Genomic DNA, 18,358 nt, shown 5'->3' with positions numbered 1-18,358 from the left:
GTTAATAGCTGTGTGATAAACTCCCTATAATACAAAAATTAAAAAGTAAAGCAAGTTTTTTGCGAGTACTACGAGTGCCTTCGTGACACACCCTACTATATTTTCCCTCAATATCTGCTATTATTAATACCCTAAACTTTTTATTTTATAGATAGGTAGAGAAAATGACAAAGCAGGAAAAAATTAAGCAGTTGATAGAGATGCAGAAAAAGTTCATCGAAACAGAACAAACCTCAGGAGTCTCTATGAAAGAGTATTTCAAGCCTGACGAACAATCTGAGCTACACGGTTATAGTGAGGATTATATGAAAATTGCAATGGATATAGTCGACGAGGCACATAGCGAAGTAGGTTCAAAGCCCTAGTAGTCCAAACCTAGCCTTAATATTACAATGATTTGGCTTAAGCGGTTCTTCATCGCGGCGGTCATACCTGTGTCCACATTCTAAATAAGTTGGTATAGATCCATTCCAGTTCTTTGACCTCTGCGGAGTCTGGGGCTGTGGTGCTTATACGGTTTTGTATTTTGTTTAAGCGATAAAGCAACATGCGATGCTGAGGATTGGGGATTAGGCTTTGTATCCAGGTTATTGCTACGATACGGTATCCACGGGTAACAGGCGCTACGCAGTGGGTAGTTGTTGCCGGATATAGCACAGCATCACCGGCAGGATATTTGATTCGTTGTGTATAGTCTCCTGCGAGTGTGCCGATGAGTAGTTCACCACCGTCGTATTCATCAGGGTTGTTTAGGAAGACAGTCATTGCGATATCTGAGCGGTATAGGTACGGCGAGTTACCCATAACAGGGTTGTCGGTGTGGTCGCCGTAATAATCGCCTACGCGATACATTGCGTAATAGGGTTCGGCGATTTTGTTCGGCAACGCAATGGCACGATAGTCGGGATGAGCGACTAGTCTGGGCATAATAATTGCGTTGAGTTGCTTTAGGATAGCATCGTCGCTTGAGACCTCTTGGTTGTGTTTATTTTGTTTGGCGTACTTACCTGCTGATAAGCGGCCGTCTACGAAATGGGCTCTCTTGAGCAATTCGTTGATTGCGGATAAATCATCCGACGAAAGCAAATGGACGATTTTATTTAGCATAGGTACTGAGCATAAGTACTGTATGGATTATTTTTCTTGCGGATTAAATTTTTTTAGAGTGTTTCGTAGCATAACTTCTATGTGTGCAGACTTGAGTGCGTTTGCTACCTTGGTGCCTTCCGTTAAATTGCTGTACGGTCCTAACCATACTCTATAATGTTTTTTCTGATCGTACGCCAATCGGAAAATGTGAGTTTCTTTGTAGCCTAAATCTATAATTTTGCGCCGTTGGTCTTGCGCTGCTTGTTCATTACTGAAAGTGCCGGCTTGTATAATATAACGATTAGGCGTTTCTTTTTTATCTGCAAGGTTGGCTTCGCGGTTTTGTGCGGTTGCTTGATTAGTTTTTTCTAGAAGGAGTAGTTGGTTAAACTCATCGCTGTCAGGGGCGGTTTGAACCGGATCGGCAAATTCAAATTTGCTGAGCTGTTCGTAGAACTGAAAGTCTGAGGTCGTCTCCTCTGGAGTGGAGGTTAGAACAGGTGGTGGTTGCTTTTCTTCGGTATTTTCCACCGCAACAGGTTGTTCAGCTTGCACATTAGGAGTATCAATATGGTTATTATTCGGATAATTCATGAAAACGACACCCAAGCTAAGCACACCCAGTAGGTAGCCGACAATAAAAACAGCGGTTGTCTTCTTATCTATACGTTTACTTTTGACTTTTTTCTTAGTCGGTGGATGCACAGCAGTAGATGCCGGTGATTTGTAGTCTTTAATGCCCATCAGTACTTCACATTTGTTCGGGAGCCGATGCTCCCAGCATAGTCAGTCCGTTGAATAATAGGCAACGCACTGCAGCAACTAATACCAAGCGAGAGTTGCGTAGTGCTTCGTCATCGACCAAAAAGCGATAGTGATTATAGTAACCGTGAAACTCCGTTGCCAATAAACGCAAGTATTCAAGCAATATTTGAGGTTCTCTGGCATCCGCTGCCGACGATAATACCGACGAGTAGCGGATTAGCAACTTCATCAATGCTCGTTCTTCGGCCTTGTCTAATAGATGGGGTTCAATAGTATGGATAGAGTAACTATAGCCTTGCTTTTCCATTTGCTTGAACACGCTACAAATTCTGGCATGTGCATATTGCAAATAATAAATTGGGTTATCGTTGCTTTGGGATTTCATCAATTCAACATCAAAGTCTATATGCTGAGTATGCTTGCGCATCATATAGTATAAGTGCATCGCATTGCCGCCTATCTGTTTTCTAATCTCAGAAAGCGGAACAAACTGTCCACCACGCGTAGACATGGCTATCTTTTGATCCCCCTTATACAGGTTAACGAACTGTACTAATATGATATGCAGTCTATCGACATCCAACCCCAAAGCAGCCATTGCTGATCGCAACCGTGCCACATAGCCGTGATGGTCGGCGCCCCAGATATTAACGATGAGGTCGTAGCCTCTTTTATATTTGTCTAGATGATATGCGATGTCGGCGGCAAAATAAGTTGTTTGATGATTAGAGCGAACCAACACTCGGTCTTTTTCGTCGTAGTACTTGGTAGAGCGAAACCAATGTGCATCGTCTTTCTCATACAATGTGCCACTCGCCTCCAACTGTTTAATGACATCGCTTATTCGCCTATCGGCAAGTAGCGATGACTCGTGAAACCAGTTGTCATAAATGGTGCCGAACAGCTTGAGCTCATTCTTAATCGATTTCATCATCATATTCAACGCATCCGCATAGATACTCGTATAGAGCATAGTGCCGAGCAAAAGTTTCATGCGCTCGACCAAATAGTCCAGATGTCTCTCCAGAGCATCGTCGTCTTGCTGGGCCGGTGTTGAGGGGTGCCAGTCAGCAACATGAAATCGCTGTCCTTGTTGACGATGCAGTTCGGCCGCCATATCCCATATATAATCACCGTGATAAGCTTTAGCCGGAAATGTAACCTCTAAACCGCAAAGTTCCAGATAACGCAGCCACACTGATAAAGCTAATACTTCCATCTGTCTACCGCAATCGTTAACATAATATTCGCGCTCTACTTTATAGCCGCTAGCGGTTAGTATATTGGCCAGGGCAACACCAAATGCGGCGCTACGCCCATGCCCAATATGTAAAGGTCCGGTAGGATTTGCTGAAACAAACTCCAGTAATGCGCGACCGCGACTAGCGGCTGGTGCACAGCCGTATTGGGCGCCTAGTCTGACGATTTCTACCATCACCTCTGAGTAGGCTTTCTCTTTTAGATAAAAATTGATAAAACCAGGACCTGCAGTCTCGACCTTAGCAATGAGATCCGATGGCGGTAATTCGGTAACGATTTTTTCTGCCAAATCGAGCGGCGATAACTTTGCACTAGCCGCAAGCATCAACGCGATATTGCTGGAATAATCGCCGTGAGAACTTTCGCGCGTCAACTGAACTTCGGCATCCATCACCGTCGATAAAACTTTCTTTGTTTGCAGGACTTCTAGGGCGTTGTTGAGCCACTGTTTAATTTTTATATGCATTTTTACATTGTAGCAGTTTTATCCGTTTATTTTCGTTGCTTACATTGAGAATTATGAACCGCTCTGCAGATAATACGATGGTTTATTAAAAACATACTAATATTGTAAGTATTAAAAAAACCTGTGCTTGGCAGGGCAATGTAGTCAGATACAGAACTGATTTCAAGGTGATTAAAATCCCCTAACGAGATAGTTCAAACCGCAGGTCAAAACCAATAAATTATAATCGCTTAGCCTCTAGTCAACCTCCAGAGGATCTACATCAAAATGCCAATTGACGGTTTTGCTCATAGATAGCGTCTCTATCTTTGCTATAAGTATCGCGATATAGCGGGTTAGGTCGCTTGCTTGCGGTGCCTGAAATAGCATGCCGGCACGGTAATAGCCCGCCTTCTTTTCCATTATCGCCGCTATCGGTGGATGGACACGCACTCGTGTGTTCCGCACTAGAGATTTTGCATGTTTTTCAACTGCTTGTAAGAATGCAATATTCTGATCCAGTCGTCGTGCTTTTACACGAAGTAAAGTTAAACGACTGTAGGGTGGCATCTCTATCTGTTGGCGCTCCTTCAGTAGTTGCGACGATACCGTAGCATAGCCTTTATGTAGTAAATTATGTAATAAGGGATGTTGTGGTTGGTGAGTTTGCAGAACTACTTCACCGCCTATATCGCCTCTACCCGAACGGCCGCCTACTTGTATGATCAGTTGTGCTAATCGTTCAGTAGCACGAAAATCAACCGAAAATAACCCTTGGTCTACATCAACAATGCAAGTTAAGGTGAGTGCCGGTAAGTGATGACCTTTAGTCAGTATTTGTGTGCCGACAATGATATCCACTTGTCGTGAATGAATTTGTTCTAAGTATTCGGATAACATACCTTTACGATGAACTGCATCTGTGTCTATTCTAAGCACCCGTGCATCAGGGAAAAAGGTGCGGATCTTCTCTTCTATTTGCTGAGTACCAATCCCTATCGGCTCCAATTTTTGTGATTGGCATTCCGGACACTGCTGTGGTAGCGCCATTTTTGAATGGCAGTGATGGCACACTAGCTTGTTGATAAGCTTATGGTAAACCAGACGCGCGTCGCAATGCGGACATTCCAAGACCGCACCGCACTGGCGACATAACATAATCGGGGCATAGCCACGGCGGTTAACAAATAGTAAGACTTGTTCTTGCTTGTCTAAACGCGCCGCTATCATTCGTACCAATGATTTGGATAAACCACCGTCAAGCCATTGGCCGCGCACATCTATGATACGAAACTGCGGCATCCTCGCACCACCGACCCGATGCATCAGCCGTAGATGTTTATAGCGAGTGGATGATGCATTATGCAAAGTCTCAAGCGACGGCGTCGCACTACCCAGCAGTATCGGAATATTTTCAAGTTGCGCACGCTTGATAGAAACATCACGCGCGTGGTAGCGCAATGACTCTAATTGTTTGTAGGATTTATCGTGTTCTTCATCAACAATAATCAAACCTAGTCGCTTAAATGGTAAAAATGACGCCGAACGTGTGCCGATGATGACCTGCGCGGTGCCGTCCAGAGCAAAACCCCAGGTGCGTAGACGCTCGCTATCGGTTAAGCTTGAATTAAAAACTTGCACCCATTGACCAAAAAGAGCTCTAAATCTGGCTACCGTTTGCATTATTAGGGCAATCTCCGGCACCAAAACGAGTACTTGCTTGCGCTGCTTAACAATATGCTCACAAAGCTCTAGGTAAACCTCAGTCTTGCCGCTACCTGTTACACCGTCAAGCAAAGTACAGGAAAAGCCATCAGCGGCGGCAAGTATCGCATCAACCGCGTGTTGTTGCTCGTCATTCAGCCGATAGCGCAAAGTTGGAGACACTTTCGGTGCTTGTATTTTTATCTGAACACGGCGGCACTCAACCAAACCTTTGTTTTCCAGAGCCTTTAACGGAGTGCGCCAATTCTTAAACTCCATGTCCAATAGCGTTTTATCAACATCTTCCAGTTTACCCAGCCATTCAAGCAACGCGTGTTGTTTAGTAGCTTGTTTAGGAAGTTCAGTAGCAGATAAATTATTACGCCGTACTCGCCACATCTCTACTGTGTCGGGTGGTAGCGATTTAGCTGCGCGCACCAAACGCGGTAATGTAACTCTCAGAACCGCACTCATTGGGTAATGGTAGTATTGCGACATCCACTGCAGGAGCAATAATAAAGCGGGCGGAATTATCGCTGCGTCGTCTATCACTTGGATGATCGGCTTTAGCTTCGCGCTCGGCACACAGGTGTCTTGCGCCTTGGAGATTACTATTCCTATACATGGCTTATTGCGTAAAGGAATTTTCACGCGCATCCCTGGTTGCACTTTTTGCCAATTGGGTAAATAATCCAAATAAGTCGGCAATAACGAGGGTATTGCAATACGTAATACTGAAGGCATAAAGTTAGATAGTATGGAAAAATTATTCTATCACTAAAATTTATCGCATAGTGAAGCAATTAAACCCGCAAGTCGGAAATTATCACCAATGATGTATGATATGGACATCTACAAATTAATTAACCGAATTACAGGCTAGTGAGTTCTATCAAAATACTAAAAGTTATTATCGGTGAAGACAGCTATCCTATTAAAGTGCCCGCTGATATGCTGGAGGAAGGCGAAAGTTTTTTCGCTAAAGTGGACTCCGATATGGATCGCGGTTGGCAAATGAGCCGCCTATGGGTAGAACACCCCAACACTGTTCAACGCTGCCAAATCCTCGCCGACCGTATGCTGACTGCGCTACATGCTAGCAATCATCAAATGGTCGGACTGAGTGCAGCATATATACTCAAGCGCCTGCTCGATGTTGAATGTGTAGATATGGATACCACTGGCGATATGACTCAAACCCGCTTTGAAGTCAACGGCAAATGGATACCCAGTGACTAGGACCACCGCTAGCTTGTCGCAGCGGTGAGACCTCTTGGTAAATAATACAATCGGGTTATGCAAATAGAGATATTCCACACCACCGCTAAACAACCTGCGATAGAAAAAGAACAACGAGATATAAGTACCAATCAAATCGTTTTAGGCGATTGCATGAAATTATTAAAATGTGTCAAAGGAAACTCAGTAGACCTAATAGCAACAGATCCTCCTTATGAAATAGGTTATTCTGATTGTCCGTGGGACGCGAAAGACAATTTGAATTGGGCTTATCTGACAAAAGAGTTCAAGCGGATTATCAAAACTGACGGCAGTTTAGTGGTGTTTCAAGGTTGGTCTAATGTTGCAAGAACTATAAACCAACTATCCAAACATTTTTATCTAAAAAATTGGATTATTTACGACCGAGTTAAAGGTCGTGGAACAAAAACCAATCTTGTGTCGACCAGAGAAGATATACTGTGGTTTGTCAACGATAAAAATAGCTATACTTATAACAAAATCTCATCCAATATAAAAAAGAAAACTGGCGGAACTATAGGAAGGAAAAATGGCAACGAATACAGAGCCATGTCCAATGTATGGACGGATATTTCTCCGATCGTTCCTTGGAGTAAGGAAAGAGTCAATCATCCGACACAAAAGCCCTTGCAGCTAATGGACAGGATATTGAATATATTTAGTAACGAAGGTGATGTTGTGCTCGACTGCTTTGCTGGCAGTGGTAGCACAATCATCGCAGCGATCAACAAAAATAGAAGATATATAGGCTTTGAGAATAATGAAGCCTATTTTCACACTATGAAAAACAGAATCAAGGAAATTGCATGTAGTGAAAAGTGACCCATTTAGAGACCGCATCATTGACATCAACATAGGACAATAAGGATGTGATTGAAATATTTGAAATCGACAGTACCGAAATCAAGAAGGATGCCACCATAGCCTACTCTGATCGCCAGCATCGCGGTAATATTGACGAGGGTCAATTCCATGTAAACAACCACACCTATGAACATCATAAGAAAAACTATTTTATACAATCTATAACTTACAAAACTATAACTTACAACAAGGTTAATGGATGAAGCTAAAAAGCACAGAAGGAGATCTATTAAATCACGCAACCATTAGTTTGCCCTAGCAAATGGAGAGCATTTTGTTAGATGTGTTTGTATAATTCGTCAAAAATCACCTTTATTGACGGCCGCCTTTTAACCTCAACGCGCCTAGCAGTTGGCAGCGGTTGCAGTTCGCCTGTAGCATCGCGTTTTGCAACTAAATAGCGAAATGGGTACATGCCACCAGCACTGAAACGCAAGTCTATCCATTGAATACCTTCGGCGACCTCGACATAGCGATAAAAACCTTTGGAAAAACGCTTCAACTTAGCGAGGTCAGTGTTGCTGGCTAAAAATGTATCTAACTTCGTTCGCTCAGGATGCACATCAGTGCGATTAAATACGATTGCTTTATTCGGATGCAATAAAGAATACCAGGCATTTAGGCTACCGTCTTCAGTGATGACGATAGTGCGCCAAATTAGAATATTAAAGGGAGCAGCGTAGGTTTGCATTTGCCGATAATTTATTTCTTGCCGAGCCAGTGCTTCCTCAAAACGGTGGTTTGCGTATGTTCCGAATGTAATTGCAGCAACTATATAAAAACTAGTCAGTGTGGCCGTTGCCACTAAAACACTACGGCGGCTCATAACAGGTGCCTTTGATATCACAAAATATGCGAGTCCGACAATCAGTGGTATTGTATAAAAAGGATCAATGATAAATAGTCTTGAAAGCGCGTAAGGATAGCGACTCAATGGGTAGAAGATTTGTGTACCGTAGACGGTCATCCAATCTATCAAGATATGCGTGGTGAAACACCAAAAGAACAGCCAAAACCATTGCCGAGACGATAATCCGCTACGCGGCGCAATACGGAAGAATAATTTAGAGAATAAATAGGCTGCTATTGGTGCAATAATAAACGAGTGCGTCACTCCTCTATGCGAAACAAGCTGACCCACATCATTGGTGAAAAAATTATAGAGTATATCCAAATCAGGAAGCGTGCCGGCAATCGCTCCCCACAATAATATTTTTTTAGAAGTACGCCGGCCGGCGACGATACCACCGACCGTTGCGCCCAATGCTGCTTGTGTGATTGAATCCATCTGTTATTTTATTGCGGCATAGTTTTCTCTTAGACCAACGGCGATAACTGAATCAATCTCTGCGATACACATAACCAATACTGCCGGCAGCTATAAAGTTCTCTGCACAATAAATCGGCTTAACGCCTTAAGTGATTCTTTATACGGAGAGGGAGGTATAGGTTGTAGATTACGGTATGCTTGATCAGCATAGTACAGTGCTTGCTTTCTAGTGTAGGCGATTGCGCCAGTTGCTTCTAGTATTTCGCGTACTTGGGCGACGGCTTCGCCGTTGCATAGTGCCAATTCTAAGAATTCGGTTTGGACGGCATCCCCGTTTTTAATTGCATAGATCATAGGTAATGTCAGTTTGCCCTCAGCTAGGTCTTGCCCGCAGTTTTTATTAGTATTCTGGTTATAATCTATCAAGTCATCAACGAGTTGAAAAGCAAGGCCTAGGTTTAGTCCGTAAAGAGTCATCGCCTGTGTGATGTCAGCGGCTGGGTTGCTCAACATCGAACCTGCGCGACAAGCGACTTTGAATAAAGTCGCTGTTTTACGGGTAATGATTTCCATATAAGTGGCTTCGTCTAGATCTTTGCGCTGCAAATTGATTAGTTGCTGTACTTCTCCTTCAGATATTGCATTGGTGGCATCCGAGATATCTTTTGAGATAGTGGCATGACCGATACCATATAATAGCTGAAAGGCTCGCGAATACAGAAAATCTCCGACCAGTACACTGGCGCTATTCCCCCATAATACTTTGACGGTTTTTCTGCCGCGCCGCAGATCGGCATCGTCGACAACATCGTCGTGGAGCAAAGTTGCCGTGTGGATAAACTCAACGATGGCAGCTAGTGCAATATGGTTATTATCCGCCGAACGGTAATCGCTTGCTAAGGTTGACAACAATACCAATATGGGGCGCATGCGTTTACCACCGGCAGTCATCAAGTAGTTGCTTAATTCAACAATATAAGACAGATTGGAATCAAGTTTTTTTTCTATTAATTGATCCAAGCTGCTTAGTTCATCCATAATAGGAGAAATAATTGCCTCAGGTATTGTCGCCATGGGTGCTCACTATACAGCTATCACTTTGCTAATCATCTCATTGATACTTTTGGTCTACATAACATTATAACCGCCGTATCTTAAATATAACTTTTTAGCGTATCATATAAGTACTATTAAAATTTAATCTAAAGAGATAAGTAAGAGGATAAGCAATACCTAAATATCCTATTTTTTTTTTCAATGTTTAGATCAATAGCCGTGTCAGTAAACAGATAGCAGACAAAGACGATGAATACAGTTGCAGTAAATCATTATAAGCGCGCCGACGAGCGAACTTGTTTGGAACCACGTAATATCGTGTATATCGTTTTTGAGCAACATTATATCTGCCACGCTGAGGGTCAGGCACTACGCTCGGACGAATTTCCACCATTATTAAATATAGGACATTGCAACATTCAAAAGATAATTAAGCTACAACAACATAGTCTCGCTAAATAAAATGCAAACCATCGTTGTTGCAACTGCTAATCCATCCAAACTAGGCGAACTAAAAGCTATCCTTAGTGATCTAGATGCACAGTTGTTACCGCAGTCAGAGTTAGGCGTTAGGTCTGTAGAGGAGAACGGCTTAAGTTTCGTCGAAAATTCATTAATCAAAGCGCGTCATGCAAGCGCGACAACGAATCTGCCGGCGATAGCGGACGATTCAGGCTTAGTCGTAGAAATACTAGGTGGTGCACCCGGCATTTATTCTGCCCGCTACGCCGGAAAAGATGCCAAAGACGCCGATAACCTAGAACGGTTGTTGAGCGAGTTGGCCGCATACGACGGAGATAAATTTGACGCATATTTTCATTGTGCAGCAACTTATCTACGTCATACCCACGATCCAACGCCCATTATTGCAGAAGCCGACTGGCACGGATATATTATTCGCAAACCAAGAGGAAAAGACGGTTTCGGATACGATCCGCTATTCTATCTACCCGAATTAAACTGTACCGCAGCACAATTGTCTGCCGCTACTAAAAATAGATTAAGCCATAGAGCCTTGGCTTTTAGAAAATTATGTACCCAATTGCAACAAATGTAACACAAGTAAAAAAATACTCACTACCACCCTTGTCGTTGTATATACATTTACCGTGGTGTGTATCAAAGTGTCCTTACTGCGATTTTAACTCACATGCTGCGCGCACCCCTCCTGACCAAATACGATATATCAGAGCGCTCATTGCCGATTTAGAGCATGATTTACCTTATGTGCAAAATCGTCCTTTGCATAGTATATTCATAGGCGGTGGCACACCCTCTTTATTTGACGCCGATGCCGTGGCAATGTTACTGGAACGAGTAAAAGCTCACCTCAAACTTAAACCCAATTGCGAAATTACTATAGAAGCTAATCCAGAGAGCGCTAGCTTGGCTAAACTGAAAAGGCTACGCCAAGCCGGAGTTAACAGAATATCCATCGGGATACAAAGCTTAAACGACAAACTTCTAACTAACATAGGTCGTGCCCACAATGCCAAACGAGCAGTACAAGCTTTTGAAAATGCGAGATTGGCGGGCTTTGCCAATATCAACTGCGACCTTATGTTCGGCTTACCTGAACAGACTGAAAGACAGGCATTATCTGATTTAACCAGCGTTATTATACTCAAACCCGAACACATTTCTTGGTATCAGTTAACGATTGAACCCAATACGCTCTTCTATACTCGTAAACCCCGGCTACCTGATGACGATGCTGTTTGGCAACTGCAGCTGGCCGGCATACAAACACTAAAAGAAAGTGGTTATAAACGGTACGAGGTGTCGGCGTATAGTCACCACAAACCTTGCCTACATAACTTAAATTATTGGCAATTTGGAGACTACTTGGGTATTGGGGCGGGTGCGCACGGAAAGCTAACGCTGGCAGCAGGATATAAAATCGTGCGCACCCACAAACACAGATTGCCCGAACGGTACATGGAAAGGACTATGGAAAATAGCAGTTGCGTAGGAATTCGCAGGCTTGACGCACCTACGGCGACTTTCGAGTTTTTATTAAACGCGTTAAGACTAACAGAAGGCTTTTCCAGAGAGCTATTTAGCCGAACTGGGCAAAATGATAGCTTGCTCGAACAAAAGCTTTCTCCCTTCATAGATAAAAAATGGATTATATCTGAAAAACATCTCTTAAAACCGACTGCGTACGGCATTCGATTCTTGAATGAAATCCTTTTATATTGCTTGCCGGACGCCTCTAATACCTAATGTTTATACACAGATTAGGAAATCACGACAAAAAAGTATATTCGCTACCGAATATAATGATATATGACAATATTTTAAATTTATGCTGTGAAAACAGTAGTTTAGCATCATTGAGATAGCAGCCAGTAGGATTTCCTTAGTTCAGACAAGGGATTTATATAACTATACAATAAGCTATCCACAGAGTTATCCACATACTTCCAAAGACCTATAGTACACTTTATAAATACCCATATAGAGAAATTATTTTTACTACACTCCCTAACCCTATTATGGGGTAACTATGGGTAGCTATAAGTACATAAGCCTATGTTTTCTGTATCCCACGGACTTATGGTATGATACGGATTTTAATTCAAAAGCAATATAAGATGGCTGCTAAGAAAAAAGGGAAACATTCGTCAAAACAGACCACTAAAACTGGTCTATCAAAGAAAGAAGAAAGTTCTAACTTAACACTGGAACACTCAAAGGTAATATCTGAAATACCGCCAGCTTATGTGTGGTCTTTGGGTTCCTTCATTGCACTGGTTGCAGTTTTCGCGCCAATAGGACAAACCCCTTTTGGCTATAACCCTGATTTATATATGGCATCAATGCTTCAGGTAGGTGCATTAGTCTTTTTGTCCGTCTATTTATACCTAATGTATAGGAATAAAAGCCCCGGCATCTTAATTCCCCGCGTATCATTTTTGCTATTCTCTGTGGCAGCATTCTATTTGTGGATGGTTGTATCTTTATTTTGGGCGCACAATTTCTATGAAGCAATAGTTAAGGTGTTGGATTGGGGAGCTGCGATTATTATTTTCTTTGTAGTCTTGCTGTCGTTGCGGGATAGACGCTTAATATTTCCGATGGTATTTTGCTTATACTGTGGTTCAGTATTAATCTCGCTATTAGGCGTGGGACAATATCTGTTATCTATAGATTGGGTTCCACAACATATCTCTCCGGCAGCTACATTCGGCAATAAAAACATGAACGGGGAATTTCTAATTCTTACTTGGGTATTAGGTGTGGGTCTTTTCATAAATAGCCGTAATATAAAAGCGTCGTGGTTTTATAGTCTGGGGTCGGCCTTCGCACTGGCTTCATTATTCTACGGTCGCACACGCGGTTCGTGGTTTTCTTTTATCGTTGAGATTATCGTATTTGCTATTTTACTCATTTATCTTAAATACGGATTAGCTCACAAATACCAATGGCAGATGCCGAAAATTATCGCTGCATTAGGGTTTGTCTTGCTAACCTTTGCATTGATTAACACAACCCCAAAATTCTTCGTTTCTACGGTGCCGATATTAGAAAAAAATACCGGAGGAATTGAGCAAGAAACAAACCCAGTTGGGGGAGCAGTGCAAGGCGAGTCCTCTGCTGATGTCGTGAAAAAAGCCAAAGAGACTTATGCTGCCACTAAACAGCAACGCATTATTATGTGGAAAAATTCCTTTAACCTGCTTAAGGATCACTGGCTGCTAGGTGTCGGCATAGGTAATTGGATGGTTTATTACCCTAAATATCAAGAATCCTATGCAGTTGATCCTGCATTACGCGGTGAGTCACTCTTTCACATTAATGCGCATAGCGATTATGTTGAGTTTATATCCGAACTAGGTCTAGTCGGGATGTTTCTGATGTTGTGGGTGACAGGAGCTGTACTACTCGGCATATTCTATGTGTTTTCTAAAAAGAGTAAACTGCGAGAGGAAGACCAGGTAATGGTAATGGTTTGCTTTGTGGCTTTAATGGGTATTGCATCTAACGCGTCCGTTAGTTTTCCGTTGCAACAACCCATTACTATTGCTATTACGATGATTTATGTAGCCATTCTTACCGCTGCCACTTGGCATGCTTTCAGTCCCAACGAACAAAGTTTTTATCGCTGGCGTATATCATCTCCTACTTTAAATGTAGTGGTTGCTTCGTCAGCGGTTTTAGCAACTATCGCTATGTTGGCACTTCAAATTATTTGGTATCAATCTGATACTTTACACTTTAAGGCGGTATCAAATTATCGTTCGGGTAATTATAAAACTGCGTTTGAATCAGCTCAAGAATCGTATGAGAATTTCCCTATAAGAAAAAGAACTATGTATCACATAGGTGATTACTACTATAGAAATAAAAAATATGATAAAGCACTGCCGATTTTTGAAGAGATGCGAGAGCATTATCCGTACCGACGCCAAATATTAAATGCATTAGCGGGTGTCTATCTAGAAACTGGTAGAATAGAAGAATTTGAATCACTGATGAACAATTGGATAGAGGATGGTTCTCAATCAGCATCAATTCACTTAACAAAAGCTATTGCTAAAATACGTGAAAATAATTCGGCAGAAGCGCTTCGTATACTAGAAAGTGCCAAAAATCTTCCCGGCAGTCAACAGACCAAAGAGAGAATAGAAACCCTTACACAAAAGCTCTATAATGCGATGGAAGTAGCAGAAGCAGAACGACTAAAAGCTCGCCATAAAGCCAAAAGGAGAGCTAAATATCTAGCTGAAAGAAGAGCAGAAAAAGCAGCCCGAAAAAAAGCTAATTAGGTAGGTATGTGGCAATAGGTGAGCATATAGGTTCACCTTATCTAATAATAAATTGCAAATAATTAGCCACCTTAAAATTTATTTGATGCTGGTGCGTTTGAATCGCCCTATTGGTATCTATTTATTATTATGGCCGACACTATGGGCATTATGGTTGGCTGCCGATGGAGTGCCTGATGGACGAGTACTGTTGATTTTTATTATCGGCGTGATACTAATGCGCTCTGCAGGGTGTGCAATTAACGACTATGCCGATCATAAAGTAGATGCCTTAGTAGAAAGAACTAAAAACCGACCAGTTGCCTCTGGTCGTATTTCGCCACTTGAAGCACTCTTTGTTTTTGCAGTATTGATAGTTTTAGCTTTTTTTTTGATAATACAGACCAATGTATTAACTGTTTATATGGCATTTATTGCATTATTTTTAGTAATATCTTATCCCTTCATAAAACGCATACACTCACTACCTCAATTACATCTAGGTTTAGCTTTCGGATGGACTATCCCTATGGCATACACCGCACAAACCAATGAATTGCCACCATTGGCAGGCTGGTTGCTATATGTTGCGAATATTTTTTGGGTGCTCGCATACGATACGATGTATGCAATGGCAGACCGACACGATGATAAAGTAGCTGGCATAAAATCCTCGGCTTTGTTATTTGACGATTATGATCGCCTAGTGATTGCTGTATTTCAGATAATGTCTATGATATTGTTGGTGCTTGCGGGTTATCTGCAAGCATTAGGATGGTTTTACTACAACGGTTTAGCTGTGGCCGTAGCATTTATCGTATACCAACAATATCTTATTAAAAACCGAGATACGCGATTATGTCTACGCGCCTTTAACAATAATAATTATTTTGGTATGGTCGTATTCATTGGCTTACTTATAGATTCACTCTATTAAAGTGAAGGTGCAGTTCTTGCCAACACCCACACTTCAACACGAGACACACCATTTGTTTTTAATAACGATGCTATCTCAGATACGGTTGCACCAGTAGTCATCACATCGTCTAGTACCGCAACCGATTTTGCATAAAGTGGATGATGTAAACGGAAAGCCCTCTTTAAGTTATGCCGACGCTGATGGGAGTTCAGCGTGGTTTGTAGCGGAGTAACTTTAGATTTCTCTATACAACGGTAATCCGCTTTTATGCGTAGTTGTGCGGATACCGTGCGTGCAATTTCTACAGCTTGATTAAATCCTCTTTGTTTTATGCGGCCTTTATGTAGAGGTACAGTGGTGAGTAATTCAGGTAGTGTTGGATTGTACTTCTTTAGATGATCTGTAAGTAATGTGCCGAGTATTTTAGCTAAATTTATATCGCTGCGATATTTCAATCTACAAATTACATCACTCAGCGGCGGTCTATAACGAGTCAAAGCATAAACTCTATCAAAAGGCACACCGGCCGAACAACGCACACAGATGCTATCCTCGTGTTGTGCAATTGGTGCGAGACATATTCGGCAACCTGGTGCTGCGGGAACTAAACTGGACAGACAGTTTCGGCATAAACCTGTGGTATTAACGGTATTCAAACATACCGGACAATAGCTTGGAAATATAGAGTCACTGAAAATATTCATAAGCGGCATCGTTGGCAGGTATCTGCTAAGAGATTAACTAGCAAAGCAACCTCACACATATTTTTAGTCTTTATACAACTATATTTTCTGTATAAACCTTTGAACGGTAGAAAAAAACAGACCAAATAAAGTTATGTAGTTATCGAATAAGGTTAAATCATCATCGCTGTAGATGTCTGAGTAAGCAATTTAGATTGAATATTCTATTGGATTAAGCGTAGTTGAACGCTATAACTTGGTATGTCTTTTTACCGTTCGGGGTTTCTACAAAAATATCGTCGCCTTGCGACTTGCCGATCATTGCTCTCGCTAAGGGCGATGTCACTGATATTTTATCTTGCTTGATGTCAGCCTCTATTTCTCCGACAATTTGATATAAATACTCCGTTTCGGTATCTATTTCCCGCAGCATAACTGTTGCACCAAATACTATAGTGTTATGGTGCTTGAGTTTTAGAATATCAATAATATCGCTCTCGGATAGATGGAATTCTATATCTTTAATGCGTCCTTCTATGAAACTTTGCCGTTCTCGTGCTGCATGGTATTCGGCATTTTCTTTAAGGTCGCCATGTTCACGGGCAGTAGAAATTGCGTCAATTATTTTTCGCCGTTCTACGGTTTTAAGGCGTTTTAACTCTTCCCTAAGCCTCTCTGCTCCTAATTTAGTTATCGGTATTTTTCGCATAATGTTTCCTTTACGATGAAACATTATAATACAAAGTTCTGGATTCATCTGACGATAGAGCCAAACACTGCCTAATAACTATCAAAGCAAATTTGACTCAGTAAATGATGTTACTTTTTCACCAACTACGAAATGATCTAGTATACGCACATCAATTAATGCCAGAGCATTCTTTAATTCTTCGGTTATATGGCGATCAGCATGAGAGGGTTCGCTAGATCCAGAGGGATGATTGTGAACCAAGATAACCGCCGCTGCATTGTGATGCAGAGTACGTTTAACAACTTCTCTAGGGTGCACGCTGGCACCGTCTATAGTGCCACGAAACAATTCCTCAAAAGCAATAACACGATGCTGATTATCGAGGAATAAGCACGCAAAAACCTCGTAGGAATAGTTACGCATCTTTAAGGTTAAGTATTTACGCGCCCTATCGGGACTAGCAACAGTATCTTTTTTCTTCATGGATTCCAACAACATACGTCTGGTAATCTCAAGTGCTGCTTGTAGCCGCGCATAGTACACATCGCCTATACCTTTATTACGACATAGATCTTTTTTATTTGCTTTTGCAATAGCTCGTAGGCTACCGAAATTTTTCAATAACTGTCGCGCAAGATCAATAGCTGAAATTCCGGATGTGCCGGAATTGATCAAGATTGCTAATAGTTCTGCATCGGATAGGTTCTCCACTCCATAGGCAAGTAGCTTCTCACGTGGTCTCTCTTTATCCGGCCAGTGTTTAATAGTCATAAGCATCTCCTTATAAAGTAACTATTATGTACAGCTTGAACACTGATGATTAAAAAATACCGATGAACTGTCGCTTCTCGGCGACCAAATACATTTTTATAGATAGGATAATGCTTTTACGCTCAAACCACTCTTCTAGGCTTGGCAATAAAATATGTGTAGATTTAAGATATATCGGTTATAACTGGTCGGAGTGAGAGGATTTGAACCTCCGACCCCTGCCTCCCGAAGGCAGTACTCTACCAAACTGAGCTACACTCCGACTAGATTGATAACTATAGCATATAATGCGTTGCTTGGTGCTAACGAAAGGCTGCAGGAGCAAAGGAAATTATAACTTGACTAGGGAGACTATATAGGTCTCGGACTATTCAAAAAGTAGCCTTTGATCTGGCTTCCTAGACACTGCATATGCCCAAGGGTTTCGCTTACAGTAAATAAGCCGAAGCTAAATATACCTGTGCTTACAAGCATCGTACATTGCTTTGACAAACTATGCTCTACCTTCTATAATTGCTGTTGATTTTAGCAATAGAACGGAGTAAATATGGCAAATAGTGCATCGGCGCGCAAGCGTGCGCGGCAAGCGGAGCAACATAGACAGCATAATGTTATGTTGCGCTCGCGCCTTAGAACAGCAATCAAAAGCGTAGTCAATGCAGTCGCTACAGGTGATAAAGACCGCGCCAAAGAAGCCTATAAAAATGCGTTACCACTGATTGATTCCGGTGTCACCAAGCATTTGATTCATAAAAATAAAGCGGCGCGTCATAAGAGTCGCTTAAATAATCTACTGCGCAATTCTTAACTGTCTTAACTGAAAGTCGGCG

At 41.9% G+C, this 18,358-nt stretch carries 18 protein-coding genes and 1 tRNA gene; 9 read left to right on the top strand and 10 right to left on the bottom strand.

Features of this window, described 5'->3' with window-relative positions; genetic code table 11:
- Positions 1 to 164: 164 nt before the first annotated feature.
- Entirely contained in the window at positions 165 to 365 is a 201-nt protein-coding gene (locus GDA45_02290; protein ID MBC6413751.1) for a hypothetical protein, read from the top strand.
- 61 nt (positions 366 to 426) lie between these two features.
- On the opposite strand, the gene GDA45_02285 is transcribed toward GDA45_02290, so the two are convergent.
- The 4 genes from GDA45_02285 to GDA45_02270 form a co-directional block, all read right to left on the bottom strand.
- Positions 427 to 1,107, bottom strand: a complete 681-nt coding sequence (locus GDA45_02285) for a Fe2+-dependent dioxygenase (protein MBC6413750.1) — start codon at positions 1,105 to 1,107, stop codon at positions 427 to 429.
- Positions 1,108 to 1,134: 27 nt separating this feature from the next.
- Positions 1,135 to 1,833, bottom strand: a complete 699-nt coding sequence (locus GDA45_02280; protein MBC6413749.1) for an SPOR domain-containing protein — start codon at positions 1,831 to 1,833, stop codon at positions 1,135 to 1,137.
- A 7-nt stretch (positions 1,834 to 1,840) separates the two neighbouring features.
- The gene (locus GDA45_02275) at positions 1,841 to 3,580 is read right to left on the bottom strand and encodes an arginine--tRNA ligase (protein ID MBC6413748.1); all 1,740 of its coding nucleotides are present in this window, start codon (positions 3,578 to 3,580) and stop codon (positions 1,841 to 1,843) included.
- Positions 3,581 to 3,817: 237 nt separating this feature from the next.
- Positions 3,818 to 6,007 (bottom strand): primosomal protein N', encoded by a 2,190-nt coding sequence (locus GDA45_02270; protein ID MBC6413747.1) that lies wholly within the window; start codon positions 6,005 to 6,007, stop codon positions 3,818 to 3,820.
- 138 nt (positions 6,008 to 6,145) lie between these two features.
- On the opposite strand from GDA45_02270, the gene GDA45_02265 reads away from it, so the two are divergent.
- Positions 6,146 to 6,502 carry a hypothetical protein gene (locus GDA45_02265; GenBank protein MBC6413746.1) on the top strand — a complete coding sequence of 119 codons (357 nt, stop codon included), beginning with the start codon at positions 6,146 to 6,148 and terminating at the stop codon, positions 6,500 to 6,502.
- Between the two features lie 57 nt (positions 6,503 to 6,559).
- Positions 6,560 to 7,345, top strand: a complete 786-nt coding sequence (locus GDA45_02260; GenBank protein MBC6413745.1) for a site-specific DNA-methyltransferase — start codon at positions 6,560 to 6,562, stop codon at positions 7,343 to 7,345.
- 319 nt (positions 7,346 to 7,664) lie between these two features.
- On the opposite strand, the gene GDA45_02255 is transcribed toward GDA45_02260, so the two are convergent.
- Positions 7,665 to 8,675 (bottom strand): metal-dependent hydrolase, encoded by a 1,011-nt coding sequence (locus GDA45_02255; GenBank protein ID MBC6413744.1) that lies wholly within the window; start codon positions 8,673 to 8,675, stop codon positions 7,665 to 7,667.
- A 90-nt stretch (positions 8,676 to 8,765) separates the two neighbouring features.
- The gene (locus GDA45_02250; GenBank protein MBC6413743.1) at positions 8,766 to 9,731 is read right to left on the bottom strand and encodes a polyprenyl synthetase family protein; all 966 of its coding nucleotides are present in this window, start codon (positions 9,729 to 9,731) and stop codon (positions 8,766 to 8,768) included.
- 231 nt (positions 9,732 to 9,962) lie between these two features.
- On the opposite strand from GDA45_02250, the gene GDA45_02245 reads away from it, so the two are divergent.
- From GDA45_02245 to ubiA, 5 genes are all read left to right on the top strand, one after another.
- Positions 9,963 to 10,175, top strand: a complete 213-nt coding sequence (locus tag GDA45_02245) for a hypothetical protein (protein ID MBC6413742.1) — start codon at positions 9,963 to 9,965, stop codon at positions 10,173 to 10,175.
- 1 nt (position 10,176) lies between these two features.
- Positions 10,177 to 10,770 carry an RdgB/HAM1 family non-canonical purine NTP pyrophosphatase gene (rdgB, locus tag GDA45_02240; GenBank protein MBC6413741.1) on the top strand — a complete coding sequence of 198 codons (594 nt, stop codon included), beginning with the start codon at positions 10,177 to 10,179 and terminating at the stop codon, positions 10,768 to 10,770.
- Positions 10,746 to 11,939 carry a radical SAM family heme chaperone HemW gene (gene hemW / locus GDA45_02235; GenBank protein MBC6413740.1) on the top strand — a complete coding sequence of 398 codons (1,194 nt, stop codon included), beginning with the start codon at positions 10,746 to 10,748 and terminating at the stop codon, positions 11,937 to 11,939. Before rdgB ends, hemW begins: the two co-directional genes overlap by 25 nt.
- A gap of 338 nt (positions 11,940 to 12,277) precedes the next feature.
- A complete protein-coding gene (locus GDA45_02230) occupies positions 12,278 to 14,485 on the top strand; it encodes an O-antigen ligase family protein (protein ID MBC6413739.1) in 2,208 nt (735 codons plus the stop codon).
- A gap of 58 nt (positions 14,486 to 14,543) precedes the next feature.
- Complete coding sequence (gene ubiA / locus GDA45_02225; protein MBC6413738.1) at positions 14,544 to 15,401, top strand: 4-hydroxybenzoate octaprenyltransferase; 858 nt, start codon at positions 14,544 to 14,546, stop codon at positions 15,399 to 15,401.
- Here ubiA and GDA45_02220 read toward each other — a convergent pair.
- From GDA45_02220 to GDA45_02205, 4 genes are all read right to left on the bottom strand, one after another.
- Positions 15,398 to 16,087, bottom strand: a complete 690-nt coding sequence (locus tag GDA45_02220; protein MBC6413737.1) for a ComF family protein — start codon at positions 16,085 to 16,087, stop codon at positions 15,398 to 15,400. The genes ubiA and GDA45_02220 overlap by 4 nt on opposite strands.
- A 211-nt stretch (positions 16,088 to 16,298) precedes the next feature.
- On the bottom strand, positions 16,299 to 16,775 hold the full coding sequence (greA, locus tag GDA45_02215; GenBank protein MBC6413736.1) for a transcription elongation factor GreA: 477 nt from the start codon (positions 16,773 to 16,775) through the stop codon (positions 16,299 to 16,301).
- An 81-nt stretch (positions 16,776 to 16,856) separates the two neighbouring features.
- Positions 16,857 to 17,528, bottom strand: a complete 672-nt coding sequence (gene radC / locus GDA45_02210; protein MBC6413735.1) for a DNA repair protein RadC — start codon at positions 17,526 to 17,528, stop codon at positions 16,857 to 16,859.
- A 185-nt stretch (positions 17,529 to 17,713) separates the two neighbouring features.
- Positions 17,714 to 17,790 (bottom strand) — tRNA-Pro (locus GDA45_02205).
- Positions 17,791 to 18,075: 285 nt separating this feature from the next.
- Between GDA45_02205 and rpsT the strand changes: the two genes are divergently transcribed.
- Entirely contained in the window at positions 18,076 to 18,336 is a 261-nt protein-coding gene (gene rpsT / locus GDA45_02200) for a 30S ribosomal protein S20 (protein MBC6413734.1), read from the top strand.
- Positions 18,337 to 18,358 lie beyond the last annotated feature (22 nt).

It is taken from the genome of Chromatiales bacterium (genome assembly GCA_014323925.1).
Lineage (GTDB): Bacteria > Pseudomonadota > Gammaproteobacteria > Poriferisulfidales > Oxydemutatoraceae > SP5GCR1.
This window is presented reverse-complemented; position numbering and strand designations above follow the sequence as displayed.